The following is a 24,405-nucleotide window of genomic DNA, read 5'->3' as shown; positions in this document are numbered from 1 at the left end:
AACAATCCCTACCTAAATGACATTTAGGCAGGGATTGAAGTGAAATTAGGTTGTTTGAATCAGCTTAGAAGGCAACATAACTTGCCGGATTGACCGGTTTGCCGTTTTGACGGATTTCAAAGTGCAACTGAGTACGAGATGCATCGGTATTACCCATGTGCGCAATGGTTTGACCGCGTTTAACGGTTTGGTTTTCATTAACCAGCAGACGTTGGTTGTGGCCGTATGCGCTCAAGAATGAGGAGTTGTGTTGGATAATGACCAAGTTGCCGTAACCGCGCAAGCCTGAGCCTGCGTAAACGACTTTACCGTCTGCCGCTGCAACGACAGGCTGACCTTGTGTACCAGCAATATCCACGCCTTTGTTGCTGCCGCCGAAGTTGGCAATAACGTTACCGGTAGTCGGACGCTGCCATGTGATGCCGCTGACGTTGCGGCTGCTGCCGGTAGATACGGTTGGTGTATTGGCAGGAGTGCTTGGAGCCGGAGCAGTGGTTGTCGTTGTTGGCGTAGAAGGTTTGCTTGCAGAAGCTGCAGGTGCAACGTAGCCTTCAGGTTTCACACGGAGGGTTTGACCAATGCTGATGGTGTTGTCGGCCAAGTTATTCCATGCGCGCAGATTGTCTTGGGTAATGTTGTAGCGTTTGGAGATGTTGTAAACGGTATCACCACGAACAACGGTATGTGTCGCTGCATTAATATCAACAGGCGCATAAGAAGGCGTGTAAGTGCCGGTGCTGCCGCTGTTGTATGTTGGAGCAGGTGTACTTGCCGGCGGAGTGTATGGAGCATCTGCCGCTGGGCTGGTGTTGGTATTGTAAGGCGCTGCGCCGTAAGGATTGTCAACGGTAGAGCCTGTTGTTGAACCACCGCTTTGAGTGCCGACGACTACAGGAGCCGGTTGTTGGCTGGCACAGGCTGCAAGTAATAAAACCAAAGCTGCCGATCCGGCATAAGATACACTTTTTTTCAACATGTTAATGACTTTCGTATTCGGGTAATTGTTCTCGTCGAGGCATATCATAATAAAAATATGCTTGTTTCTCAAGTGTTCGGCTGTTAGGGACTGTTAAGGCGCAGGGATTTCTGACCAAAAGGAAGCGGTTTGCTCCATTTGTCCGTAGGCAGTCAAATCGACTTGCAGGGGGGTAATCGTGATGAAGCCGGACGCGCATTCGCCAAAGTCGGTACCTTCTTCGCTGTCGGAAACATCGCCGACCGGCCCAATCCAATAAATTTGTTCGCCACGTGGATTATACATGGGAACAATGCTTTGTTCATGATGACGACGGCCGAGCCGTGTAATTTTTATGCCTTGGATATCCTCAGGTGCGACGGCCGGGATATTGATGTTCCATAAGATGGGTTCGGAAATAGGGCGTTTGAGAAAGTAGGAAAGCAGCATCCAAGCGGCTTTTTCTGCAGTTTCCCAATAACGGCCGCTTGAATCGGCAAGCGAAAAGGCAATAGCGGGAATACCCATCAGATAAGCTTCCGTTGCGGCGGCAACCGTACCAGAATAAAGCGTATCGTCGCCCATGTTTGCGCCGTTGTTAATGCCAGACAAGACTAAGTCGGGTTTGAAGTCGGCAAGGGCATGTTGGCCGACATGAATGCAGTCGGTGGGGGTGCCGTTGACATAGTAAAACCCATTTTCCGCCTGTTTCAGTTGTAAAGGACGGTCTAAAGTCAGGGAATTACTGACGCCGCTGCGATCGCGTTCGGGCGCAACCACCCTGACATTGGCAAATTCTGCACACACTCTTGCCAAAACTGCCAAACCGGGCGCAAGATAACCATCGTCGTTTGAGATTAATATGTTCATGTGACAATATTGTGTCTATTGGTAAGATGGGCGGTATTGTACTGGTTTGCTTGAGCGATTGTCCACGAATCGGCAACGTTTGGGCGGAAAGGATAATAATGAAACATTATGAGTTAGACCCCAAAGCTTTATTGGGCGGCGTGATTGCTTCAGACGGCAATCAGGAGATTGTTCAGCTTTCACTGCAGAAGGATAATGAAATTCCGGCATATGAGGCGGATGCGATTATTTTGCTTTTGGTTTTAAACGGCAAAGCCGAAATCAAAACGGTGGGCGAAGTTTTGCAAACCGAAGGCTTGCAAGTTATCCGTCTTGAGCCGATGGAAGCGCACAGCATTCGCGCGTTGGCCGATAACACCAATATTTTGGTTATCAAACAATTGATTCACGAAACCGGTCTCAGCAAACGTTTGAGATTTGGAAGTTGCTGTCTGTAATGCAATAAAGGCCGTCTGAAAAGTTTCAGACGGCCTTTTTAAAATCAACTAGATTTATTTCAAACCTTTTTTCACCAAGTCTTCATAACCGCCATGGTTGGTTACGTTGGTGTAGCCGGCTTTTTTCAGCTCAGTCAGCGCGGCTTCTGCACGGCGGCCGCTGCGGCAGTAGAGGTTTACCGGTGCGTTTTTATCCGGGCTGACGGATTTGATGCGGTCAACGATTTGGTCATGCGGAATATTGAGCGCACCTTGCAAATGGCCTTCTTTAAATTCTTCGGCAGAGCGGACATCAATCCAAACGCCTTTTGCTTTTGCAGGCTGTGCCGCAATTTTTTCAACTTTAGGCATAGAGGCAGCGGAAGTGGCCAAAGGAGTGGCAATAGCGGTGACAAAAAGTACGGCAGTCAGCAGTTTCTTCATGGTTCAATCTCCTATTAGACAGAAAACAATATGATAACTTTATCAGTTTAGCATTTCGTCAGGCCGTCTGAAAGGGGAGTCGGCTTTCAGACGGCCTGATTTTACAAACCGATTTAGCGTTGGGTTTCTACTGCTTCCAAAGCGCGCAAAGCGTAGGTATAAGCGGCACCAGCATTCAGTGCGATAGCGGTGGCCAATGCGCCGGCGATTTCGCTTTCGGTTGCCCCAGCTTTGGCTGCGGCGGCTGCATGCACGCTGATGCAGCTTTCGCAACGCGTGGTAATGGCAACGGCAATGGCGATCAGTTCGCGTGTTTTGGCATCCAGTGCTTCGGCAGCGGCTGCTTGATCCAGTGCGCCGTAGGCTTGCAGCATTTTAGGATGGTTTTTACCCAGTTCGCCGAATGCTTTTTTTACCAAGGCGGTATGTTCAGGCCAGTCTTTAAACATGATATGTCCTTTCTTAATGTGAGTGGATAAGATAAAAAATCCTATTCGTTTGTGTTTGGTGTGTGTATTATTGCAATAATTGGAAGATTAAAATCGTCAAAACATCTCATTTATTGGTAAAAAAACACTATGGATATTTTGGATAGGCTGGTCGAATTGGCGCAGGTAAAAGGCAGCGTGGATGTTCAATGTCTGTTTCGAGGGGAATGGTATGTGCGGCATGAGCCCAAGCGTGCGCATGGTTTGGTGCATATCGTCACTGCTGGTTCGGGTTATATCCGAATTGATGGGGAGCAAGAGGCCAGGCTGCTGAGTGCGGGGGATGTCATTTTTTTCCCGCGTAGTGTAGGGCATACTTTGAGCAGCGACAGCAGTTGTGAAAATCTTGGTGTTAATGTGCTGACGAGTGAAAAAGGCGCATTTAAAGTCAAGCAGAGTCATACAGGAGGCGATGCGGCTTTGCATCTTTTCTGCGCACGGTTTGAATATGAAGCGCAGGCGGATATTATGGCGGGGCTGCCTGACACGGTTTTGCTGAATATCAACCATCCTTCTTTACAGTATTTGGTGGCATTGTTGCAGTATGAGAGCAGTCAGGCATTGTCCGGTTCGGTAGCGGTTGTGAACGCATTGGCTTCGGTGTTGTTGGTATTTCTACTTCGAGCCAGCCTAGAGAAAAATGGGGAAGCGCAATTAAGCGGTTTGCTGAATGGTTGGCAGGATAAACGCCTGCGGAATCTGCTTCAGGCAGTAGTGGATAAGCCGGAAGAGGAATGGAATATCGAGAAAATGACCGCGATGGCCAACTTATCTCGCGCCCAGTTGATGCGGGTATTTAAGCAGCAGACGGGAACAAGCCCTCATGCTTTTGTAAACAGTATCCGCTTACAGCAGGGAGCATTATTGTTGAAACAGACGGCTAATTCGGTTTTATCGGTTGCGCTCTCGGTCGGTTTTCAATCGGAAACGCATTTTGGCAAGGCATTTAAAAAGCAATATGGGATATCGCCGGGGCAATATCGTAAAAGTGATCGCGCTGATGAAGCAGCAGTACAAGCGGAAGAGATGCCGATTTACTTTATTTGAACAGATGATAAAAGGCCATCTGAAAGTGTAAAAATGAAATCTAGGATTTCTAAAACACTTTTCAGACGGCCTTAATTTTAAAACGTATCAATCAAACAGAATTAGTCCAGTTTTTTGAAATGACGGCGACGTTCCAATTCGCTCAGGTAGCGTTTACGCAGGCGGATGGATTGTGGCGTAATTTCAACCAGTTCGTCATCGTCGATGAACTCAACTGCACCTTCCAAAGTCAATTTGATCGGCGTAGTCAGGCGTACGGCTTCATCTGTACCGCTGGCACGGACGTTGGTCAGTTTTTTACCTTTCAGAGGGTTTACCACCAAGTCGTTGTCGCGACTGTGAATACCGATAATCATACCTTCGTAGACTTTGTCGTTTGGAGAAACGAACATACGGCCGCGGTCTTCCAAGTTCCACAGGGCGTAAGCAACGGCTTCACCTTGCTCTTGAGAAACCAATACGCCATTGTGTCGGCCGGGCATATCAGGTTTAACCGGAGCATAGTCATCAAAAACGTGGCTCATCAAGCCGGTACCGCGGGTCAAGGTCATAAATTCACCTTGGAAACCGATCAGGCCGCGTGCAGGAATATGGTATTCCAAACGTGTACGACCGTTACCGTCGCTTTCCATATTGGTCAATTCGCCACGGCGGCGGCCGAGTTCTTCCATGACCGCGCCTTGGTTTTCATCCGGCACATCCACAGTCAGATTTTCGTAAGGCTCGCATTTTTGACCGTTGATTTCACGGAATACCACGCGCGGCTTACCGACTGCCAATTCAAAGCCTTCGCGGCGCATGTTTTCCAACAAAATGGTCAGATGCAATTCGCCACGGCCGGAAACGCGGAATACATCAGCGTCGGCAGTATCTTCAACACGCAGGGCAACGTTGGTCAGCAATTCTTTTTGCAGGCGGTCGCGGATTTGGCGGGAAGTCACGAATTTGCCTTCAGTACCGGCCAAAGGAGAAGTGTTGACCATAAAGTCCATGGTCAGGGTCGGCTCGTCCACGCTCAACATAGGCAAGCCTTTAGGATTGTCTTTGTCGGCAATGGTTACGCCGATACCGATGTCTTCGATACCGGAAATAATCACGATGTCGCCGGCTTCAGCTTCTTCCAAAGGTACGCGTTCCAAGCCTTGGAAACCCAACAGTTGGTTGATACGGCCTTGGGCAACTTGTTCTTCATGATTCATCACGGCAACGACTTGGCCGGGTTTGATGCGGCCGTTCAGGATGCGGCCGATACCGAGGCGGCCGGTGTAGTTGTCGTAGTCCAGTTGGGAAATTTGCAGTTGCAGCGTTTCGTCCGCGCTGCCGCTTGGTGCAGGTGTGTGTTTCAAAATGGTCTCGAACAGAGGGCGCATGTCGCTGCTCTCGTCGGTTTCTTCCAATTTGGCAAAGCCGGACAGGCCGGAAGCATAGACGATAGGGAAATCCAATTGTTCGTCAGTTGCCCCCAAGTTGTCGAACAATTCGAATGTTTGGTCGATAACCCAGCTTGGACGGGCAGACGGTTTGTCGATTTTGTTGATAACAACGATAGGTTTCAGACCCAAAGCCAAGGCTTTTTTGGTCACGAAACGGGTTTGCGGCATAGGGCCTTCTTGTGCGTCAACCAACAGTACGACGCAGTCAACCATGCCCAATACACGTTCCACTTCGCCACCAAAATCGGCGTGTCCCGGGGTATCTACGATGTTGATGTGGTAGCCTTCGTATTCGATGGCGGTATTTTTAGCGAGAATGGTAATGCCGCGTTCTTTTTCAAGATCGTTGCTGTCCATGACGCGCTCTTCTACTTGCTGGTTGGAACGGAATGTACCGGACTGGCGCAGCAATTGGTCAACTAATGTGGTTTTGCCATGGTCGACGTGGGCGATGATGGCAATATTGCGGATTTGTTTCATGATGATTTATGTGTTTCAGCTAGGTGCTTAAAAAAAAGATAACTTGTAATTATAGCATGATTCCTAAGTGTTGACCGAATAGAAGAGTCAAAAAAATGAGGCAAAAGCAGTTGAGAATAATTCATAATTAAATTTGATTGATTTTGTTGGATTATTTGCTTTTATTTATGGTTAACGAATGTAAATGTTTTTGAATAATGCAATGGATTCTTAATACTAATGTCAAAAAAATATTATTAAAAACAGGGGATTAATTTTTCAGACGGCCTTTTAAGCGGGTTAAATTTTTTGATAATTGTTTGTATTTTAAATAGAAAATTTGTCAAAAGTGCTACTTATGCATACAATTACCTCATTCCATAACAACACACGAATCTTCATTTCGTGATTATCAACTTTTAAAAGAAAGAGAAAGAATTATGCAAGGCAACCAAGCAGTTATTGATTACATGAACGAATTATTGTCTGGTGAGTTGGCTGCTCGCGACCAATATTTTATCCACTCTCGCCTGTACTCTGAATGGGGTTACACCAAACTGTTTGAACGTTTGAACCACGAGATGGAAGAAGAAACCACTCACGCCGAAGACTTCATCCGTCGTATCCTGATGTTGGGCGGCACTCCTAAAATGACCCGTGCCGAACTGAACATCGGTACTGACGTAATCTCTTGCCTGAAAGCAGACTTGAACACTGAATACGAAGTACGCGATGCGCTGAAAAAAGGTATCAAATTGTGCGAAGAAGCTCAAGACTACGTTACCCGCGATTTGATGATTGCCCAACTGAAAGACACTGAAGAAGATCACGCTCACTGGTTGGAACAACAACTGCGTCTGATCGAATTGGTCGGCGAAGGCAACTACTACCAAAGCCAACTGTAATCTAGCCTATAACATATAAGGAGCTGAATATGAAAGGTAATATCTCAGTTATTCGCGAGCTGAACAAAAACTTAGGCTTGTTGCTAATTACCATCAACCAATACTTCCTGCATGCCCGCATTTTGAAAAACTGGGGCTTTGAAGAATTGGGCGAACACTTCTTCAAACAATCCATCCGCGAAATGAAATCCGCAGACGATTTAATCGAGCGTATTTTGTTCTTGGAAGGCCTGCCTAATCTGCAAGAATTGGGTAAACTGTTGATCGGTGAATCTACCGAAGAAATCATTGCTTGCGATCTGAAAAAAGAGTATGAAAAACATGATACTCTGGTTGCAGCCATCGCTCTTGCAGAAGAGCAACAAGACTACGTCAGCCGTGATTTGTTGGAAAAACAAAAAGACATCAACGAAGAACACATCGACTGGCTCGAAACTCAGCAGGAATTGATTGGTAAAGTTGGTTTGCCAAACTACCTGCAAACAGCGGCGCAAGAGGACTAAAACACAAACCACTGCCAAATATAGCAGTCCCTGCTCCCATCAACGGCATATCTTTACAGATATGCCGTTTTCTTTTGTGGAAATGCTTAAAGGCCGTCTGAATGTTCAGACGGCCTTGATTTTATATCGCTTTCAAACGGTATAGATAAGTAGTTTCCTTGTTTCTGGCAAATGCCAGAGGATCGGCTTCATCTATTGCTTTTTTGTGTTGCGGTTTGATTTTCAGAATATCAACTACATTGAGCGAGGCCGTCTGAAAGCATTGGTTTAGAAAGTCTTTATCACGCAAATGCAAGTGTTCTGCCAAGTCGGAAATAATCAACCAAGCTTCGCTGTTTGGATTTAAGTGCTGGCGTACACCGTTGAGGAACGCAGTCAACATGGCATGATTGGGGTCGTAAAGGGCAGTCTCAATAGCGGATGTCGGTTTTGCCGGTAGCCAAGGCGGATTGCAGACAATAAGGTCGGCGCAACTTTCGGGAAATAAATCAAGCGATTGGATATTGACAGCTTTATCCAAGCCTAGGCGTTCGAGGTTTGCTGTGGCGCAGGCGATTGCTTTGGGGTTGGTGTCTGTGGCAATAATGTTGGGTATGCCTCGTTTGGCGAGAATAGCGGCAATCACGCCTGATCCGGTGCCGATGTCAAAGGCCGTTTGAATATTGGGAGCGAGTGGCGCTTGGGCGATTAAATCCAAATATTCGCCACGCAGTGGAGAGAATACGCCGAAAGGAACATGGATTTTTCCGTCTAGCTGCGGAATATCTATACCTTTTTTATGCCACTCGTGCGCACCGATAAAGCCCAGTAGTTGATTCAGCGGCAAGAGAAACGGTTTGTCGTTTGGTGTGTCGTAAACATCGCACAGGGCGGCGTAGATGTCGGGTGCACGTGCATTATCCAGTTGAAAATTCGGTTGGATTTCAACGGCAAGCATATTGAGCAAACGGCTTTGTTGCGCCTGTTTCATACGGTGGGCGTGGAAGGCCGTCTGAATATCGGCAGGTGCGCCTTTCATTTTTTCAGACGGCCTGCGGATACGTTTTTTCATTGCGGCCAAGACTTGCTTGGCATTGTGAAAATCGCCAGTCCAAACAGTTGCAGTTTGCGCGTGGGCATTTTTTAAAATTTCTGCTGCGGCTGCTTCTGGGATGTAAACCGCCTGCTTGGGCGGTTTTTGTGTACTTTCGTTGCGCCATTCGATGTCGGAGCGGTTGGTAGGGATGGTGTGGGGCATAATGCGCTTCAAATCAAGGAAATAGGGGATTAGTTTACTATATTTAGGATGGGTTCGGTTTGAGATGGGCTTTTAATAGTCTAAATTAGACAAAATGTATAAAAATTTCTCAATTTTTAAAATTTACACCAATATTTTGATAAAAATAGATTGTCGTTTTGTCTAAAATGAGTATAATACAAAACCTAAACACAATAATCTTAATCAGATTTGGACAAGGAACATCATGCAATTAGACATTGACCGTTTGGTTGCCTATTTTGGCGGCGTCAACGCGCTGGCCGAAGCCCTGAAACAGCACGACCCGGAAAATGCTGCGACCACAGCGGCTATCTACAAATGGCGTACACGCGGTTCCCTGCCTTTGGCTCAGTTGCAAAAACTGACCGCTTTGGCGGAAGCGCAAGGCAGACCGCTTGATTTGAATGCTTTTTTACAAAAAAACGAATCTCTGGAGAGAACAGAAATGACACAGACCAATCGTGTAATTATTTTTGACACTACCATGCGCGATGGCGAGCAGTCCCCCGGTGCGTCCATGACCAAAGAGGAGAAAATCCGCATTGCCCGCCAGTTGGAGAAAATGGGAGTGGATGTGATTGAGGCGGGTTTTGCCGCCGCTAGCCCGGGCGATTTCGAGTCGGTTAATGCGATTGCCAAAATCATTACCAAATCTACAGTTTGCTCATTAGCTCGTGCCGTTGAAAACGATGTGCGTAAAGCAGGCGAAGCTGTTTCCCCTGCTCCGAATAAACGTATTCACACTTTTATCGCCACCAGCCCGATCCACATGGAGCACAAACTGAAAATGAAGCCGCAGCAGGTCATCGATGCGGCGGTCAAAGCGGTGAAAATTGCCAAAGAATATACTGACGATGTAGAATTTTCTGCCGAAGACGCAGTGCGTTCTGATTTGGACTTCCTCGCCAAAATCTTTACGGCGGTTATCGAAGCGGGGGCAACTACTATCAACATTCCCGATACTGTCGGCTACTCCATCCCTTCCGTATGGTACGAGCGTATCAGCAACATCATCAAAAGCGTTCCCAATGGAGACAAAGTAGTTTGGTCGACCCACTGCCATAATGACTTGGGTATGGCGGTTGCTAACTCATTGGCTGCTGTTCAGGCAGGTGTGCGCCAGGTGGAATGTACCATCAACGGTTTGGGTGAACGTGCGGGTAATGCCAGCCTTGAAGAAATCGTGATGGCGTTGAAAGTGCGTCATGATTTGTTTGGCTTGGAAACTGGCATCGATACCACGCAAATCGTGCCGGTATCCAAACTTGTGTCCACCATTACCGGCTATCCGATTCAGCCAAATAAAGCAGTAGTCGGTGCAAATGCCTTTGCACACGAATCAGGCATTCACCAAGACGGCGTGTTGAAACACCCTGAAACCTATGAAATCATGACTGCCGAATCAGTCGGCTGGTCAACCAACCGCCTGACTTTGGGTAAACTCTCCGGCCGTAATGCTTTCAAAACTAAGCTGGCAGATTTGGGTATCGAATTGGAAAGTGAAGAGGCGTTGAATGCGGCATTTGCACGCTTCAAAGAGCTGGCGGATAAGAAACGCGAAATATTTGATGAAGACCTGCACGCTTTGGTATCTGACGAAATGGGCAATATGAATACTGAAAGCTACAAATTCATTTCCCAAAAAATCAGCACTGAAACTGGCGAAGAACCGCGCGCCGATATTGTGTTCAGTATTCGCGGTGAAGAAAAACACGCTTCCGCTAGCGGCTCAGGCCCTGTTGATGCCATCTTCAAAGCCATTGAAAGCGTAGCACAAAGTGGCGCAACCTTGCAGATTTACTCTGTCAATGCGGTAACTCAAGGTACAGAAAGCCAAGGCGAAACTTCTGTCCGCCTGCAACGTGGCGACCGTGTGGTCAACGGCCAAGGTGCGGATACCGACGTGTTGGTGGCGACTGCCAAAGCCTATTTGTCTGCGCTGAGTAAATTGGAATTCGGCCAAGCCAAGCCTAAAGCGCAAGGCAGTGGCATGATTTGATTTATTGAAAAAGTAAAGGCCGTCTGAAAACGTTGTGATGCGTTTCAGACGGCCTTTGTCAGTTATGCTTCAGGCAATTCCATGGCTAGAACGGTTTGCTCTTGTTTGGCACGGAAAGCCGCCAATTTTTCAGCCAATTCAGGATTTTCGTTGGCCAAAAGTGAAATGGTAAATAACGCTGCATTGGTCGCGCCTGCTTCGCCAATGGCAAATGTGGCAACAGGAACGCCTTTGGGCATTTGCACAATCGAAAGCAGGGAGTCTTCGCCGCGCAGATATTTGCTGGGTACGGGAACACCCAAGACGGGCACCGTGGTTTTGGCTGCAACCATGCCCGGCAAATGCGCTGCGCCGCCTGCGCCGGCAATGATGGCTTTGATGCCGCGTTCGCGTGCAGTTTCGGCGTATTCAAACATCAAATCAGGCGTGCGGTGTGCAGAGACGACACGCGCTTCGTATTCAACGCCGAATTCTTTGAGAAATTGTGCTGCCTGCTGCATCACCGGCCAATCGCTGTTGCTGCCCATAATAATGCCGACTTGGATCATGAGGAGTTCCTTTTGCTTGAATGGATTAAGGGTAAAAAAATATTCAGACGGCCTTGGGGATGACAAGGCCGTCTGAACGTTTATCTTTGTTTGAGACTGATGGAAGCGCGTTTTGCCGCTTCGCTGTTGGGGAAGCTTTGTATCAGTTTGCGCCATGTGCTGCGGGCGATGTCTTTTTGTTGCAGTTTGTATTGGCACTGGCCGATGCTGTACATGGCATCGGGAGCTTGCGGGCTGTTGCGGAATCGGTTGGCGTAGCGGTTGCCGATTTCGATAACGGATTCGCAGTTGCCCAGACGTTGTTGGCTTTGCAGGAGCAGGTACATATTGCGGCGGGCAATTTCGCTGCCATTACCGCCGTCAGCCTCTTTTAAGATGGCCACTGCGGCGGAGAAGTTGTTACGCTGATAGTATTTTTGCGCTTGGTTATAAAGGCGCAGTTCATTTTGTGCGGCTGAATCTGTTTCAGACGGCACGCCGCCGCCATTGGCCAAATAGTTCATTTTCAGCTTGCGGTCATCCAATCGCTGGGCTTTGGGTTTGGAGGCCGAAGTAGTCGGACGTTTGCTGTTTCGTTGTTGTTCTAGTGTTTGCAAGCGTTGATTTAATTCTTCGACCGTGCGTTCCAGTCGGGCGATTTGTATGCCTAAGTGGTCAATCTGGGTTTGTGCGTCCAAGCGTGGATAGGGGATACTTTTTTCATGCAAAGGTTCACGCGGAATATCCGGCAGGACAAAGTTAGGATTGTCGGCAGGTTGGGGAGGATGGGAAACGGCGCATGACGTAGCCAATAGAGTAAGCGGCAAAAGAAACAGGGAATGTGATAATGTTTTCATCGGATTGTGTCGTTTTATTTTTTTAGTAGCAGTGTCAAACCGTCGCCGATAGGCAGGGTAATGGGAATAATGCGTGTATCGTGTGGCAGATTTTGGTTGAAATGGCGCAGGATATCCAAGCTGGGCGGATCGTTTTCGGTAGCGTCATTCATGACGCGCCCACCCAGCAAGATATTGTCGATGGCAATCACGCCGCCACTCCGTACCAGTTGCAAACAGCGTTCAAAATATTTTGGCGTAGGCGGTTTGTCGGCATCGATAAGTGCTAAGTCGTAGCTTTCAGATTCGCCTTGCGCAATCAAATCGTCCAAAGTCAGCAAAGCCGGCTGCAGATGAAGCGAGATTTTATGCGCTATGCCTGCTGCCTGCCATGTTTCTCGGGCAATATTGGTAAAGGTTACATTGATGTCGCAAGCCGTGATTTTGCTGTCTTCGGGTAGGGCGAGCGCCATGGCGGTGCTGCTGTAACCGGTAAAGACACCAACTTCCAAATATTTTTTAGCATTCAATAACTTGGCCAACCACACCAACATGGCTGCCTGCTCTTGGGCGATGGCCATCTTTCCCAGACGATGTGATTGGGTACGCTCACGCAATGCGGTCAAAACGGGATGTTCGTGCTGACCGATGCTGTTGAGGTAATGTTGTAATGCCGGATCGGTATTGTGCGTGTTGGTCGTCATGCCGATACGGGATTAGTCTTGGTAGTAGGTGTAGGGTTTTTTGTTGACTTTGGCCGCTTCAAATTCGGCCTGCTCTGTTGGATTGAGGGTAACATCCCACAGCAAATGGCGGTTTTCGAGGCGTTGCGCTTCCATTTCGGGATTGTCTTCCATGAGTTTGTCGAGGAATTGGGTAGCTTCGGATTTGTAGTGGTACATGATGTTCTGCCTGAATCGTTGTCAGATCGTCATTATAGCCGATATTTTTTGCCAATACGCTAATTAATCGAACTTCCATAAGGTATAATGGCACGTCTTTTTTAGGCCGTCTGAAGCCTTTGCTCAATGTTTTGCCCCTTCTGCGACAGAATATTGTGCAAAGGCTTAAGCCAGACAAGTTTCAGACGGCCTTTTTTATTGTGAAAAGAGCTGCTTATGTTAAAAAAATGGCTGCATAAAGTGTTGCCTAAAAAACACGTCAAATCGTTGCCCGAAAAGGAAATTATCCCGCTTGAGCAACACGGTATCCGCGCGGATATGTTGAGCTTTGCTGCGGAGAAAATTGCCAAACGCCTGCATGAAGCCGGTTTTCAGGCTTATGTTGTGGGCGGTGCTGTTCGGGATTTGTTGCTCGGAGTCGAGCCTAAAGACTTTGATATTGCAACGGACGCCACGCCGGAGCAAATCCGCAAAGTATTCCGCCGCAGCCGCATTATCGGCCGCCGTTTTCAAATTGTTCATGTGATGATCGGACCTGAAATCATTGAAGTCACGACGTTCCGCGGTGGCGATAAGGTTCAGCAAAATGCGCAAGGCCGTATTATGAAGGACAATACTTACGGCAGCATTGAAGAAGATGCCATGCGGCGCGACTTTACTTGCAATGCGCTGTATTACGACCCGATTAAAGAGGAAATTTGGGACTTCCATCAGGGCGTGGCTGATGTTGCCGATAAAAAATTGGTGATGATAGGCGATCCTGCCGAACGCTATCAGGAAGATCCTGTCCGTATTCTTCGTGCCGTCCGTTTGTCTGGCAAGTTGGGCTTTGAAGTGGAAGAGCAAACGGCTTTGCCGATTGCAGAATATGCAGGCCGTCTGAAAAATGAGCCTGTGGTCCGTCTTTTTGACGAAATTCTGAAAATTCTGTTTTCCGGTTATTCCCGTGCCTGTTTGAAACGGCTAAACGAGTTGGGTATTCCTGAAGGCATCCATCCGCTTTTAGATGCCTTGAAAACTGCTGAAGCGGCTGAAAACCGTATGATTATGTTGGCCTTGAAAAATACCGATGAGCGTATCCGTGCGGATAAGTCCGTTTCCGTCGGTTTCGTATTGGCGGCGGTATTGTGGCCGACACTAAATGCTATGTGGCAACGCAATCTAAGCCATGGACAAAAACCTGTCCCTGCATTGATGGATGCGATGAACACCATGCGAGATACGGTAGAGAAGGGTTGGGGCGTACCGCAACGATTTTCTGCAACCATGCGTGAAATCTGGCAATTTCAGCCGCAATTTGACAATATGCGCGGCGCACGCCCATATCGCCTGCTATCGCAAACACGTTTCCGAGCCGCTTATGATTTCCTGATTTTGCGTAGCGAGGTTGGCGAGGTTGATAAAGAGATGGCTTCTTGGTGGACAACTTTCCAACATGCCGATGAGGAAACACGCCAGCAAATGACTGTTGCCAATGATCACAAACGTCAGAAACAAAGTGGATCAACCGATGGCAAACCCAAACGTCGCCGCCGCCATCCGAAAAAGAAAACCACTGAGGCTGAATAAATTATCAAAATAAGTTTAAGGCCGTCTGAAACGATTAAATCTTTTGAGATTTGGTTTTCAGACGGCCTTCGTATTTCAAAAAAACCGCAGGTCTTTCAACCTGCGGTTTGCTTTTACGATTTGTTTTCTTCGCTGTCGAGGAAGCTGCGGAGGCGGTCGCTACGGGTTGGGTGGCGCAGCTTGCGCAGGGCTTTGGCTTCGATTTGACGGATACGTTCACGGGTTACGTCAAATTGTTTGCCGACTTCTTCCAAAGTGTGGTCGGTATTCATATCGATACCGAAACGCATACGCAAAACTTTGGCTTCGCGCGGCGTCAGGCTTTCGAGGATTTCTTTGGTTACTTCGTGCAGGCTGGTGTACATTGCAGCTTCTGCCGGCGCAACGTTGTTGGCATCCTCGATGAAGTCGCCCAAGTGCGAATCGTCATCATCGCCAATCGGTGTTTCCATGGAAATCGGCTCTTTGGCGATTTTCATGATTTTGCGGATTTTGTCTTCCGGCATTTCCATCAGTTCGGCCAGTTTGGCGGAATCAGGCTCTTCACCGGTTTCTTGCAGGTATTGGCGCGAGATACGGTTCATTTTGTTGATGGTTTCAATCATGTGAACCGGAATACGGATGGTACGTGCTTGGTCGGCGATGGAACGCGTAATCGCTTGACGGATCCACCATGTGGCGTAAGTCGAGAACTTGTAGCCGCGGCGGTATTCGAATTTGTCCACCGCTTTCATCAGGCCGATATTGCCTTCTTGAATCAAATCAAGGAACTGCAAGCCGCGGTTGGTGTATTTTTTAGCAATAGAAATAACCAAACGCAAGTTGGCCTGAATCATTTCCTGTTTGGCTGCTGAGGTTTCTTTCTCGCTCAACACCATGTTTTTGTTGATTTCTTTCAACTCTTCGATGGAAATGCGGGTTTCGGCTTCCATATTTGCCAGCTCGGTTTGTTTTTCGAGGATGGCGTGGCGGAAACGATCTAACGCGTTTGCCCATACACGGCCTTTGGCTACTTCTTCTTCTACCCATTCCAAATCGGTAATGGCGGGAAGGAAGTTTTTGATGAAGTAGTCGCGATCCATGCGGACACGGTCGATACAGATGTCGCGGATTTCGCGTTCGAGTTTGCGGATGTTTTCAACGCGGCTGCGCAGGTTGCTGCTCAGGTTTTCGATTTGACGTGTGGCGAAACGGACTTCCAACAGTTTGTTGGCAATGGCATCGCGGTGTTTCAGGTAGTTGGCGTGCTGACTGCCGTGTTTTTCCAACTGCTTGATCATTTTGCCGTATTCGCTCTCGATAAAGGCGAAATGTTCCAAAACTTTTTGCTTCAGTTCGGCCAAATGGGCGGCGGATATGGCTTCAGAGTCGCTACCTGAATCGTCTTCATCTTCCTCGTCGGCATCTTCATCGTCGCTATCGGCTTCGTCTTCTACATCATCAGGCTTGGCATTTTCCAAATGACCTAAGCCCAATTCGTTCAACAAGACTTCATTAGGGTCGATGATGGCTTCAACCACCTCATCCACACGGATTTCGTCGTTGCGGACTTGCTCGATCAACGCCAGAATTTCGGCAATTGAGCCTGGGCAGGCGGAGATTGCCTGCACCATGTTTTTCAGTGCATTTTCGATTTTTTTGGCAATGATGATTTCGTCTTCACGCGTCAACAGATCGACTTGACCCATTTCACGCATATACATACGCACAGGGTCGGTTGTGCGGCCGAATTCTGAATCTGCACTGGAGAGTGCTGCTTCGGCTTCTTCAACGGCATCGTCGTCGGTCATGGCGGCGGCGTTGTCGCTCAAGAGGATGTCTTCAGCATCGGGGGCTTGTTCGGTTACTTGGATGCCCAAGCCGGAAATCATGCTGACGATGTTGTCGATTTGCTCGGCGTCGGACATATCGTCGGGCAGCGCGTCGTTAATTTCGGAATAAGTGATGTAGCCGCGTTCTTTACCCATAATAATGAGTTGACGCAGACGGGCGCGCTGCTCTTCGATACTCAAGGGACGGTTGTCGTCTTGGTCTTGGTATTCTTCGTAGTTTTGATTTTTAGACATGGATTGCTCTCTAGGTTGATAGGATGCCGACGGTTTACGGTGATGTGGCCGTACCTGAAGGCGGAGCAGAGCTTTTTGTTGTGAAATCAGATTTCACTTTAATACTCTGAGGCCGTCTGAAAATATTACGGATGGAGTGTTCTGCGTGTCATGCTTCGCAGCGTGTGTTTAGATTGTTCAGACAGCCTGAGGGGTTAGTTTTGCTTTGCCGTCAAAAGCGACAGCAAAAGTCTTTTTTCATTTTCGGTCAAACCAGTTTGAATACTTTTTTGCTTTAAAGTTTCGATTTGACTGTATTTTAATTCATTTAACAACTTTTTCATGCCGATTTGGAAACTTTCGCAATCTTCTTCGTTATCCCCTTCCATTTCTTCAGAATGAAGGGTCGATAAAAAGATTTGATTAACGGTTTCCTCATAGGGCGAACCGCGCATATATTCAAGCACTTGTGCGGTTGCAGGAGTCGTATCGTGATGTTTGATGGTTTCGGCCAGATTGGCAAGGCAGGCAAAGTCGCCGCTTAAAGCCAGATAATCGGGCAGGTCTATATATGAAGCCCAAGCCGGATTTATCAAGAGGCTGCGTATCTGTCTTTGAACCAGTGTCAGCATGGTTGGCTGTTTGACAGAAATAGGCGGCAGTTTGTAACTTTTTTGTTTGACGTGCCGCTTTGGCGCTTCTTGTCCGAGTAACTGTGCGAGGTTGTCTGGGTCAATGCCTACGAGCTCGCTGAGTTTTTGTTTCAGAAGATAGCCCAATGCCGGTGCGGTAATCTGAGCCAAAAGCGGAGAACTGGTTTTGACCAATTCTGCTTTGCCTTCTTGCGTATTGAGGTTGAGGCCGTCTGAAAGATGTTCCCAAAAGTATTCGGATAGGGGCTTGCTTTGGTTTAACAAGGCATCTTCAAATTGAGTCTTGCCATAGGCGCGGATGTAGCTGTCTGGGTCGTGTTCTTCAGGTAAGAATAGAAAATGCAGCGATTTATCGTCTTTTAATTGCGGCAACGCATTTTCCAGCGCGCGCCAAGCCGCTTTACGTCCTGCGCTGTCGCCATCAAAACAAAAATAAATACTGTCTGCCTGGCGCATCAGGATTTTGACATGTTCCGCCGTGGTTGACGTACCTAAAGCCGCTACGCCGTAGCCGACGCCAAACTGCGCCAATGCGACCACGTCCATGTAGCCTTCGACCACCAAAATCCGTCCAGCCTCTTTTACGGCAGCACGCCCTTCATATAGTCCGTAAAGGTTTTTCCCTTTGTCAAACAAAGGCATATCCGGCGAGTTGAGGTATTTGGGTTTAGAGTCGTCCAATACGCGGCCGCCAAAGCCGATAACCTGCCCGCGCGGATTACGGATAGGGAACATAATCCGATGGCGAAAGCGGTCGTAATGTTTGCCTTCGTTGTCGATGACCATGCCCGTATCCACCAACGCAGTATTCGGATAGGGTTGGAACACTTGCGCCAAAGGTTGCCAACCGTCAGGTGCATAGCCCAAGCTATAATGCGCAATAACTTCCGCACTCAAGCCGCGTTTGTCCAAATAAGCCTTCGCCGCTGGATTGAATTTCAACTGTTGCGCATAAAAATCCGCTGCCGCTGTCGTCGTTTCTTCCAAAGTCTGCTGTTTTTTCTTACGTTCGGCACGGATTTTGGGATTGTCTTCTTGCCCGTGAACTTTAGGTACCGTCATGCCGACGCGATCAGCCAAAAACTGTACCGCCTCCGGAAACGACAGCCTCTGATGTTCCATCACAAAACCAATCGCCGAACCATGCGCCCCGCAACTGAAGCAATGGTAAAACTGCTTGGTCGGGCTGACCGAAAATGACGGCGTCTTTTCCTTGTGAAACGGACAGCAGGCCATATAGTTCGCCCCGCCTTTCTTCAGCGGAACCTGTTCGTCGATAATATCGACAATATCGACTTTGGACAAAAGCTCGTCAATGAAATCAGATGGAATCATGGCTCGGCAGAAGAGGATGGACGGAAAACATTTCAGACGGCCTTATAAACAGACAAAGGCCGTCTGAAAATGGAATTTTGGATGAGGGCTGAAATGAGTTTTGTATTATAGCAAATTGTTGTAATACATGTGTCTTATCCTTTTGAGGTAGAGTATTAATAATCGTATTTTATTCGTTATTAAGATGGATATGATGTAGCTAAAGCAAAGGCCGTCTGTAAGATATTCAGACGGCCTTTGCTGTTGGTTTATTTTTCGATTTAGTTGCACTTTGATGGTATGAATATGATAATGAACGTATATCCTCGGTTTTAGAAAGGTCGTTTCTCATGAAAGATTTTGCCCGTTTGCTCAATCATCCCGATATTTCCTTTGTTTCGATTCCAGATGCCATTAGAGTTGATAACCCTGCAACAGGTGAGGCTTTGGCATTTATCCGTAAGACTGATTCAGACGGCCTGAAGCTTTTGACTCAAAAGGCGGAAGCAGCACAAAAATTATGGGCGGCAAAAACTGCGTTGGAGCGTGCCGATGTGCTGTGGCGTTGGTATTTTCTGATGAAGGAAAATAAAGAAGAACTGGCACGCATCATGACGATGGAGCAGGGCAAAAGCCTGACCGAGGCTCGCGGCGAAATCGATTATGCGGCTTCGTTTGTGCGCTGGTTTGCCGAAGAGGCGAGGCGGATTGACGGCGATGTGCTGACAAGCGTGAAAGCGTCGCAAAAACTGGTTGTGTTGAAACAGCCTATCGGTGTTACTGCGGCGATTACACCGTGGAACTTCCCGTCTGCGATGATTGCGCGCAAGGCTGCGCCTGCTTTGGCGGTGGGCTGCGCGATGATCGTCAAACCTGCATCGCTCACGCCTTTGAGTGCGTATGCGTTGGCCGTGCTGGCCTACGAAGCGGGCGTGCCGCAGGATTTGTTGCCTGTTGTCAGTGGTAGCGCTTCGGAAATCAGCCATGAATTTGCCACAAATCCGACTGTACGCAAAATCAGCTTCACCGGCTCAACCGAAGTCGGCGCGAAAATTTTTGCCGACAGCGCGGCAGATATTAAAAAACTCAGTTTGGAACTGGGCGGCAACGCGCCGTTTATCGTGTTTGACGATGCCGATTTGGACAAAGCCGTCGAAGGCGCGCTGGCCAGCAAGTTCCGCAACAGCGGCCAGACCTGCGTCTGCACCAACCGCGTTTACGCTCAATCCGGCATTTACGACGAATTTTGCCGCAAATTAAGTGAAAAAGTGGCGGCGCTCAAATTGGGCAACGGCTTGGAGGATGGAGTAAACCAAGGGCCGCTGGTTGAGGAGAAAGCAGTGGAGAAAGTCGAGCAGCACATCGCCGACGCATTGGCTAAAGGCGCAAGTTGTCTGACCGGCGGTAAACGTAGCGCATTGGGCGGAACGTTTTTTGAGCCGACTGTTTTAAGCGGCGTTACGGCGCAAATGGCGGTAGCTCGCGAAGAAACCTTCGGGCCGTTGTGCCCCGTGTTCCGCTTTGAAACCGAAGCCGAAGTCATCGCGGCTGCCAACGATACGGAATACGGTTTGGCGGCCTACCTCTTCACCTCCGACACTGCCCGCCAATGGCGCGTCGGCGAAGCCTTGGAATACGGCATGGTCGGCATCAATACGGGCTTAATCAGTAATGAAGTGGCACCGTTTGGCGGCATGAAACGCAGCGGTTTGGGACGTGAAGGCAGCAAATATGGTGCGGATGAGTATTTGGAACTGAAATATTTGTGCATTGATGTAGCGGAATAAGGCTGCACGGTAAAGGTTGTCTGAAATTTGATTTCAGACGGCCTTTTTCAAACGCAGAAAACTTACTAATCAATCTTATATCATTATCAATTATTTGCATAAAAAAACAAAAATTAAAGAACTATATTAAAAAACAAAAGTCATAGTTCTATGAAATTAGTTTTAGTGACTATTTCATATGTGCAATCTTATTAGATGTATATTTCAAATTTTTGAAGGAGATTATTATGATGCAAGAGTTGAAAACATATGAGTTAAGCAAAATTGCTGGTGGTGGCTTTTCTTTAAGTGGTGGTGGCGGTGGAAATTTTGGTAAACATATCGGTGGAACAGTTGGTATTACATACACACCAGAGAAAGGAGGGGTCGGTTTCTCTTATTCACATAGTTTGGTTCATGTCAATGGAGTAGGAACTTTTTCTAGACCGCAATTTTTTGGTATTACTTTCACAAAAAAATGGTAATGTGAATGTTTAAGAAAATTTTAGTCCTGTTTTGCGTAGCTTTCACCGGCGCATGCAGTTCCTTTGATGGAGACGGTTTGACAAATGGCTCATATTCTCAAGGGAAACGGCTTGACCCGAATTGTGATCATTATGCTGTCGGCGGTAGTGGCGGCGGTTGTACACCGTCAGGTCAATGGCATCTTAAAGATAAGCAAGGACAAAGAGTGCCATTCTAGCTTTTAAAAATGATTGTAGAACGGGCATTTAATTATTTAGGCCGTCTGAAATTTGGTTTTCAGACGGCCTTTGTTTTAGAGTAGATCCTGGATGGCTGAACGTTCTTCTTCTAATTCGGCCAGCGTGGCGGCAATACGTTTTTGGCTGAATTCATCCGACAAGTCCAGGCCTTGGACGATGCGGTAGCTGCCTTCGTCACAAATGACGGGGAAGCCGAAAATCAAACCTTCGGGAATGCCGTAAGAGCCGTCGGATGGAACGCCCATGGTTATCCATTTGCCACTGCTGCCGAGCAACCAGTCGCGCAGGTGGTAGATGGCGGCATTGGCGGCGGAAGCTGCGGATGATGAACCGCGCGCAGCGATAATGGCGGCACCGCGTTCGGCGATTTTCGGCATGAAGACTTCGGTGTTCCAGTCGGGTTCGGTAATCATGTCTTGGACGGACTCGCCGTTGCTGGTGGCGTAGCGGTAGTCGGCGTACATGGTCGGGCTGTGGTTGCCCCAAACGCACATTTGCTCGATGGAAGTAATCGGGCGGTTGATTTTTTCGGCAATTTGACTGACGGCACGGTGGTGGTCGAGACGCATCAGAGCGGTGAAATTTTCCGGCGGGATGTCGGGTGCGGATTTCATGGCGATGTAGGTGTTGGTATTGGCCGGATTGCCGACGACGAGGACTTTAACGTTGCGATTGGCAACTTTGTTCAACGCCGCGCCTTGTACTTTGAAAATTTCGCCATTGGCGTGCAGCAAGTCGGCACGCTCCATGCCTTGCGTGCGCGGACGTGCACCAATCAAGAGGGCGATGTCGGCATCTTTGAAGGCGACTTCGGGGTCGTCTGTGGCGAAGATGTCGGCAAGGAGCGGGAAAGCGCAATCCTGCATTTCCATAATCACACCGCGCAAAGCCTGCTGCGCTTGTGGCAGGTCGAGCAGCTGCAGGATAACGGGTTGGTCGCGTCCGAGCATAATGCCGCCGGCGATACGGAAGAGGGTGGCGTAGGCGATTTGGCCTGCCGCGCCGGTAACGGCGATTCGGACGGGTGGCTTGAGAGTCATATTTTTCCTTTTGAAGTCTTTGTTTTACTTGGTTTTCGGATTATAGCAGTATTATGGGGAGAATGATGTAGTAAGGCTGTCTGAAATTTGATTTTCAGACGGCCTGAAGTGTTTGAAAAGATTATTCGCCGTTTTTCTTTTCAGCTTGTTCTTCTGCTGCTTCATAGGCTTCGACGATTTTCTGTACCAAAGGATGGCGGACGACGTCTTCGCTGGTGAAGGTGTGGAAATACAGGCCTTCTACATTGCGCAGTTTTTCGCGTGCATCTTTCAAGCCGGATTTGATGTTGCGCGGCAGGTCGATTTGACTGATGTCGCCGGTAATGACTGCTTTGGCACCGAAGCCGATACGGGTCAGGAACATTTTCATTTGTTCGGGCGTGGTGTTTTGCGCTTCGTCCAGAATCACATACGCGCCATTTAAGGTGCGGCCGCGCATATAGGCCAGCGGCGCAATTTCAATCAAACCTTTTTCCATCAGTTTGGTTACACGGTCGAAACCCATCAAATCATACAGTGCATCGTAAAGCGGTCGCAGGTAGGGATCGACTTTTTGTGCCAAATCACCCGGCAGGAAGCCTAATTTTTCGCCTGCTTCGACTGCGGGACGCACCAAAACGATGCGTTCGATTTGATGTTTTTCCATGGCATCGACTGCGGCGGCAACGGCAAGATAGGTCTTACCCGTACCGGCAGGGCCTAAGCCGAACACGACATCGTGGTTGAGCAAGGCGCGGATATAGCCGTTTTGGCGCGGGGTGCGGCCGCCGATGCTGCCGCGTTTGGTGCGGAAATAGTATTGTTGGTCGTGGTGTTTTTCTTCGTGTTTTTCATCTGCGGTTTTGGCTTCAACGGCCGCTAGGCTGATGGCGTTGTCGTCTAAGTCGCCTTTTTCTGCGGCTTCGGCAAGCGACAGCAAGGCACGGCGGCCGGCGTGTGCCAGTTCGCCCATGAAGGTGAAATGTTCGAAGCGGCGGCTAATTTGGATATCAAGGGCTTTGCCTAAGGCTTCGAGATTGCTGTCGAGCGCGCCGCACAGGCGTTGCAACACGGTATTGTCAATTTCTTCAAACTGCAGATGGACGGTGTGGGTCATATCGGTTTCCGTAAATAAATCTAATTTTTCCGTATTATACCCTTGTTCAGACGGCCTGCTTTATAATACGTCGCTTCTTTTTAATAAACCGTTTCAATCAAAATGAATCACACTGCTTCTCCTCAATCGGAATTTCTGCGCGGTATCAAAGAATGTTCCCCCATGCTGATCGGCTTGTTGCCGTGGGCGCTGATTTTGGGTATGCAGGGCGGGCAAAAGGGCATGAGCTGGCTGGAAATGCTGTTGATGACGGGTATGAACTTTGCCGGAGGTTCGGAATTTGCCGCAGTCAATTTGTGGGCAAATCCTTTGCCGATTCTGCTGATTGCAACAGTTACGTTTATGATTAATTCGCGCCATATCCTGATGGGGGCGGCGATTGCACCGTATATGAGGGATATACCGCTGAAAAAGGCGATGCCCGCGCTGTTTTTTATGTGTGATGAAAGCTGGGCAATGGCGTTTGCTGAAATTCAAAAGCGTAAGGCGGCAGGTTTACCTGCGTTCAATATGCCGTTTTATGCCGGCGTGTGTTTTATTTTGTATGTAACGTGGATTGGTTTTGCGGCATTTGGCGCGGCAGTCGGCCCGATGTTCGGCGATGTAGCGGCTTGGGGCTTCGGCATGGCGTTTCCTGCGGTGTTTTTAGTGTTGCTGCGTGGGATGTGGAAGAGCTTTGCGGCTTCGCGCCCTTGGTTTGTCAGCCTGATTGTGGCGTGCGCAACCTATTTGATCGTGGATGGCGCATGGTATGTTCCGGCCGGAACGTTGTCGGGCTTGTTGGCGGCGTATTTGTGGGGAGAGCAAAAATGAAGGATTTGTTGTCGCTGCAATCGTTTTTGCTGTTTTTAAGCATGTTGGCCGTTACCTATTCAACCCGATTAATCGGCTTTTTTGCATTGCGCAACCGTACATTGAGCCGTCGCGCGCAAGTGGTTATGGAGGCTGCGCCGGGTTGTGTGTTGATTTCTGTGATTGCGCCATATTTTGTGTCGGATAAACTGCATGAGCTGATTGCCATTGCTTTGACGGTATTGGCGGCTAGCCGGTTTTCGATGTTGGTGACGGTATTAATCGGCGTTGGCACTTCGGGCATACTCGGTTATTTGATGAAATAAAAAATTTTCAGACGGCCTTACTTGTTATAATGGCCGT

Annotated in this window: 24 protein-coding genes; 10 read left to right on the top strand and 14 right to left on the bottom strand. The window is 48.4% G+C overall.

The genetic code is table 11. The features are described from left to right. Positions 1–64 precede the first annotated feature (64 nt). Together ACTHTU_RS01825 and surE are read right to left on the bottom strand one after the other, a co-directional pair. Positions 65–976 carry a peptidoglycan DD-metalloendopeptidase family protein gene (locus ACTHTU_RS01825; RefSeq protein WP_285070313.1) on the bottom strand — a complete coding sequence of 304 codons (912 nt, stop codon included), beginning with the start codon at positions 974–976 and terminating at the stop codon, positions 65–67. A gap of 93 nt (positions 977–1,069) precedes the next feature. Continuing rightward, positions 1,070–1,825 (bottom strand): 5'/3'-nucleotidase SurE, encoded by a 756-nt coding sequence (surE, locus tag ACTHTU_RS01820; RefSeq protein ID WP_296184294.1) that lies wholly within the window; start codon positions 1,823–1,825, stop codon positions 1,070–1,072. Positions 1,826–1,923: 98 nt separating this feature from the next. On the opposite strand from surE, the gene ACTHTU_RS01815 reads away from it, so the two are divergent. Then, positions 1,924–2,262, top strand: coding sequence for a hypothetical protein (locus ACTHTU_RS01815; RefSeq protein WP_070827021.1), 339 nt, complete (start codon positions 1,924–1,926; stop codon positions 2,260–2,262). A 54-nt stretch (positions 2,263–2,316) separates the two neighbouring features. Here the strand turns inward: ACTHTU_RS01815 and ACTHTU_RS01810 are convergent, their stop codons facing one another. After that, the gene (locus tag ACTHTU_RS01810) at positions 2,317–2,685 is read right to left on the bottom strand and encodes a rhodanese-like domain-containing protein (RefSeq protein ID WP_440361589.1); all 369 of its coding nucleotides are present in this window, start codon (positions 2,683–2,685) and stop codon (positions 2,317–2,319) included. 113 nt (positions 2,686–2,798) lie between these two features. Then, a complete protein-coding gene (locus ACTHTU_RS01805; RefSeq protein ID WP_003686488.1) occupies positions 2,799–3,134 on the bottom strand; it encodes a carboxymuconolactone decarboxylase family protein in 336 nt (111 codons plus the stop codon). 129 nt (positions 3,135–3,263) lie between these two features. Here ACTHTU_RS01805 and ACTHTU_RS01800 point away from each other — a divergent pair, with 129 nt between their 5' ends. Next, positions 3,264–4,220 (top strand): cupin domain-containing protein, encoded by a 957-nt coding sequence (locus ACTHTU_RS01800; RefSeq protein ID WP_440361588.1) that lies wholly within the window; start codon positions 3,264–3,266, stop codon positions 4,218–4,220. Between the two features lie 101 nt (positions 4,221–4,321). Here the strand turns inward: ACTHTU_RS01800 and typA are convergent, their stop codons facing one another. Then, positions 4,322–6,133 carry a translational GTPase TypA gene (gene typA / locus ACTHTU_RS01795; protein ID WP_440361587.1) on the bottom strand — a complete coding sequence of 604 codons (1,812 nt, stop codon included), beginning with the start codon at positions 6,131–6,133 and terminating at the stop codon, positions 4,322–4,324. A 419-nt stretch (positions 6,134–6,552) separates the two neighbouring features. On the opposite strand from typA, the gene bfr (ACTHTU_RS01790) reads away from it, so the two are divergent. After that, positions 6,553–7,017 (top strand): bacterioferritin, encoded by a 465-nt coding sequence (bfr, locus tag ACTHTU_RS01790; protein ID WP_004520304.1) that lies wholly within the window; start codon positions 6,553–6,555, stop codon positions 7,015–7,017. Between the two features lie 29 nt (positions 7,018–7,046). After that, positions 7,047–7,520: a bacterioferritin gene (gene bfr, locus ACTHTU_RS01785; protein ID WP_440361586.1), complete on the top strand. Its 474-nt coding sequence runs from the start codon at positions 7,047–7,049 to the stop codon at positions 7,518–7,520. Between the two features lie 121 nt (positions 7,521–7,641). On the opposite strand, the gene ACTHTU_RS01780 is transcribed toward bfr (ACTHTU_RS01785), so the two are convergent. Then, positions 7,642–8,757: a methyltransferase gene (locus ACTHTU_RS01780; protein ID WP_440361585.1), complete on the bottom strand. Its 1,116-nt coding sequence runs from the start codon at positions 8,755–8,757 to the stop codon at positions 7,642–7,644. Between the two features lie 226 nt (positions 8,758–8,983). Between ACTHTU_RS01780 and ACTHTU_RS01775 the strand changes: the two genes are divergently transcribed. Further along, positions 8,984–10,777 (top strand): 2-isopropylmalate synthase, encoded by a 1,794-nt coding sequence (locus ACTHTU_RS01775; protein WP_107769023.1) that lies wholly within the window; start codon positions 8,984–8,986, stop codon positions 10,775–10,777. 62 nt (positions 10,778–10,839) lie between these two features. On the opposite strand, the gene purE is transcribed toward ACTHTU_RS01775, so the two are convergent. The 4 genes from purE to ACTHTU_RS01755 all read right to left on the bottom strand — a co-directional run bounded on the left by purE (position 10,840) and on the right by ACTHTU_RS01755 (position 13,042). Continuing rightward, entirely contained in the window at positions 10,840–11,325 is a 486-nt protein-coding gene (gene purE, locus ACTHTU_RS01770) for a 5-(carboxyamino)imidazole ribonucleotide mutase (protein WP_440361584.1), read from the bottom strand. Positions 11,326–11,405: 80 nt separating this feature from the next. Continuing rightward, entirely contained in the window at positions 11,406–12,161 is a 756-nt protein-coding gene (locus ACTHTU_RS01765) for a tetratricopeptide repeat protein (RefSeq protein ID WP_440361583.1), read from the bottom strand. A gap of 14 nt (positions 12,162–12,175) precedes the next feature. Beyond that, positions 12,176–12,844, bottom strand: a complete 669-nt coding sequence (locus ACTHTU_RS01760; RefSeq protein ID WP_440361582.1) for a class I SAM-dependent methyltransferase — start codon at positions 12,842–12,844, stop codon at positions 12,176–12,178. Positions 12,845–12,856: 12 nt separating this feature from the next. Next, a complete protein-coding gene (locus ACTHTU_RS01755) occupies positions 12,857–13,042 on the bottom strand; it encodes a DUF3460 family protein (RefSeq protein ID WP_003680728.1) in 186 nt (61 codons plus the stop codon). Positions 13,043–13,258: 216 nt separating this feature from the next. On the opposite strand from ACTHTU_RS01755, the gene ACTHTU_RS01750 reads away from it, so the two are divergent. Further along, on the top strand, positions 13,259–14,611 hold the full coding sequence (locus ACTHTU_RS01750) for a polynucleotide adenylyltransferase PcnB (RefSeq protein WP_440361581.1): 1,353 nt from the start codon (positions 13,259–13,261) through the stop codon (positions 14,609–14,611). Positions 14,612–14,724: 113 nt separating this feature from the next. Here ACTHTU_RS01750 and rpoD read toward each other — a convergent pair whose 3' ends face one another. After that, complete coding sequence (gene rpoD, locus ACTHTU_RS01745) at positions 14,725–16,677, bottom strand: RNA polymerase sigma factor RpoD (RefSeq protein ID WP_315038862.1); 1,953 nt, start codon at positions 16,675–16,677, stop codon at positions 14,725–14,727. Positions 16,678–16,871: 194 nt separating this feature from the next. Beyond that, positions 16,872–18,644 carry a DNA primase gene (gene dnaG / locus ACTHTU_RS01740; protein ID WP_440361580.1) on the bottom strand — a complete coding sequence of 591 codons (1,773 nt, stop codon included), beginning with the start codon at positions 18,642–18,644 and terminating at the stop codon, positions 16,872–16,874. Positions 18,645–18,973: 329 nt separating this feature from the next. Between dnaG and ACTHTU_RS01735 the strand changes: the two genes are divergently transcribed. Together ACTHTU_RS01735 and ACTHTU_RS01730 are read left to right on the top strand one after the other, a co-directional pair. Then, positions 18,974–20,410, top strand: coding sequence for an NAD-dependent succinate-semialdehyde dehydrogenase (locus ACTHTU_RS01735; protein ID WP_440361579.1), 1,437 nt, complete (start codon positions 18,974–18,976; stop codon positions 20,408–20,410). Positions 20,411–20,637: 227 nt separating this feature from the next. After that, positions 20,638–20,874, top strand: coding sequence for a hypothetical protein (locus ACTHTU_RS01730; protein ID WP_440361578.1), 237 nt, complete (start codon positions 20,638–20,640; stop codon positions 20,872–20,874). Positions 20,875–21,167: 293 nt separating this feature from the next. Here the strand turns inward: ACTHTU_RS01730 and ACTHTU_RS01725 are convergent, their stop codons facing one another. Next, positions 21,168–22,154, bottom strand: coding sequence for a malate dehydrogenase (locus ACTHTU_RS01725; protein ID WP_440361577.1), 987 nt, complete (start codon positions 22,152–22,154; stop codon positions 21,168–21,170). A gap of 121 nt (positions 22,155–22,275) precedes the next feature. Continuing rightward, positions 22,276–23,250 (bottom strand): PhoH family protein, encoded by a 975-nt coding sequence (locus tag ACTHTU_RS01720; RefSeq protein WP_049328513.1) that lies wholly within the window; start codon positions 23,248–23,250, stop codon positions 22,276–22,278. Between the two features lie 102 nt (positions 23,251–23,352). Between ACTHTU_RS01720 and ACTHTU_RS01715 the strand changes: the two genes are divergently transcribed. Beyond that, positions 23,353–24,063, top strand: a complete 711-nt coding sequence (locus tag ACTHTU_RS01715; protein WP_440361576.1) for an AzlC family ABC transporter permease — start codon at positions 23,353–23,355, stop codon at positions 24,061–24,063. Further along, complete coding sequence (locus tag ACTHTU_RS01710; protein ID WP_003686428.1) at positions 24,060–24,368, top strand: AzlD family protein; 309 nt, start codon at positions 24,060–24,062, stop codon at positions 24,366–24,368. Before ACTHTU_RS01715 ends, ACTHTU_RS01710 begins: the two co-directional genes overlap by 4 nt. Positions 24,369–24,405 lie beyond the last annotated feature (37 nt).

Source organism: Neisseria sp. P0020.S005 (assembly GCF_051957055.1).
Classification (GTDB): domain Bacteria; phylum Pseudomonadota; class Gammaproteobacteria; order Burkholderiales; family Neisseriaceae; genus Neisseria; species Neisseria subflava_A.
The sequence above is the reverse complement of the archived record's forward strand: the minus strand, read 5'-3'. Positions and strand labels throughout refer to the sequence as shown.

Excerpts from the sequence above, each read along its gene's own strand:
- ACTHTU_RS01825 (WP_285070313.1), bottom strand. The coding sequence starts at position 976 with ATGTTGAAAAAAAGTGTATCTTATGCCGGATCGGCAGCTTTGGTTTTA.
- surE (WP_296184294.1), bottom strand. The coding sequence starts at position 1,825 with ATGAACATATTAATCTCAAACGACGATGGTTATCTTGCGCCCGGTTTG.
- ACTHTU_RS01815 (WP_070827021.1), top strand. The coding sequence starts at position 1,924 with ATGAAACATTATGAGTTAGACCCCAAAGCTTTATTGGGCGGCGTGATT.
- ACTHTU_RS01810 (WP_440361589.1), bottom strand. The coding sequence starts at position 2,685 with ATGAAGAAACTGCTGACTGCCGTACTTTTTGTCACCGCTATTGCCACT.
- ACTHTU_RS01805 (WP_003686488.1), bottom strand. The coding sequence starts at position 3,134 with ATGTTTAAAGACTGGCCTGAACATACCGCCTTGGTAAAAAAAGCATTC.
- ACTHTU_RS01800 (WP_440361588.1), top strand. The coding sequence starts at position 3,264 with ATGGATATTTTGGATAGGCTGGTCGAATTGGCGCAGGTAAAAGGCAGC.
- typA (WP_440361587.1), bottom strand. The coding sequence starts at position 6,133 with ATGAAACAAATCCGCAATATTGCCATCATCGCCCACGTCGACCATGGC.
- bfr (WP_004520304.1), top strand. The coding sequence starts at position 6,553 with ATGCAAGGCAACCAAGCAGTTATTGATTACATGAACGAATTATTGTCT.
- bfr (WP_440361586.1), top strand. The coding sequence starts at position 7,047 with ATGAAAGGTAATATCTCAGTTATTCGCGAGCTGAACAAAAACTTAGGC.
- ACTHTU_RS01780 (WP_440361585.1), bottom strand. The coding sequence starts at position 8,757 with ATGCCCCACACCATCCCTACCAACCGCTCCGACATCGAATGGCGCAAC.
- ACTHTU_RS01775 (WP_107769023.1), top strand. The coding sequence starts at position 8,984 with ATGCAATTAGACATTGACCGTTTGGTTGCCTATTTTGGCGGCGTCAAC.
- purE (WP_440361584.1), bottom strand. The coding sequence starts at position 11,325 with ATGATCCAAGTCGGCATTATTATGGGCAGCAACAGCGATTGGCCGGTG.
- ACTHTU_RS01765 (WP_440361583.1), bottom strand. The coding sequence starts at position 12,161 with ATGAAAACATTATCACATTCCCTGTTTCTTTTGCCGCTTACTCTATTG.
- ACTHTU_RS01760 (WP_440361582.1), bottom strand. The coding sequence starts at position 12,844 with ATGACGACCAACACGCACAATACCGATCCGGCATTACAACATTACCTC.
- ACTHTU_RS01755 (WP_003680728.1), bottom strand. The coding sequence starts at position 13,042 with ATGTACCACTACAAATCCGAAGCTACCCAATTCCTCGACAAACTCATG.
- ACTHTU_RS01750 (WP_440361581.1), top strand. The coding sequence starts at position 13,259 with ATGTTAAAAAAATGGCTGCATAAAGTGTTGCCTAAAAAACACGTCAAA.
- rpoD (WP_315038862.1), bottom strand. The coding sequence starts at position 16,677 with ATGTCTAAAAATCAAAACTACGAAGAATACCAAGACCAAGACGACAAC.
- dnaG (WP_440361580.1), bottom strand. The coding sequence starts at position 18,644 with ATGATTCCATCTGATTTCATTGACGAGCTTTTGTCCAAAGTCGATATT.
- ACTHTU_RS01735 (WP_440361579.1), top strand. The coding sequence starts at position 18,974 with ATGAAAGATTTTGCCCGTTTGCTCAATCATCCCGATATTTCCTTTGTT.
- ACTHTU_RS01730 (WP_440361578.1), top strand. The coding sequence starts at position 20,638 with ATGATGCAAGAGTTGAAAACATATGAGTTAAGCAAAATTGCTGGTGGT.
- ACTHTU_RS01725 (WP_440361577.1), bottom strand. The coding sequence starts at position 22,154 with ATGACTCTCAAGCCACCCGTCCGAATCGCCGTTACCGGCGCGGCAGGC.
- ACTHTU_RS01720 (WP_049328513.1), bottom strand. The coding sequence starts at position 23,250 with ATGACCCACACCGTCCATCTGCAGTTTGAAGAAATTGACAATACCGTG.
- ACTHTU_RS01715 (WP_440361576.1), top strand. The coding sequence starts at position 23,353 with ATGAATCACACTGCTTCTCCTCAATCGGAATTTCTGCGCGGTATCAAA.
- ACTHTU_RS01710 (WP_003686428.1), top strand. The coding sequence starts at position 24,060 with ATGAAGGATTTGTTGTCGCTGCAATCGTTTTTGCTGTTTTTAAGCATG.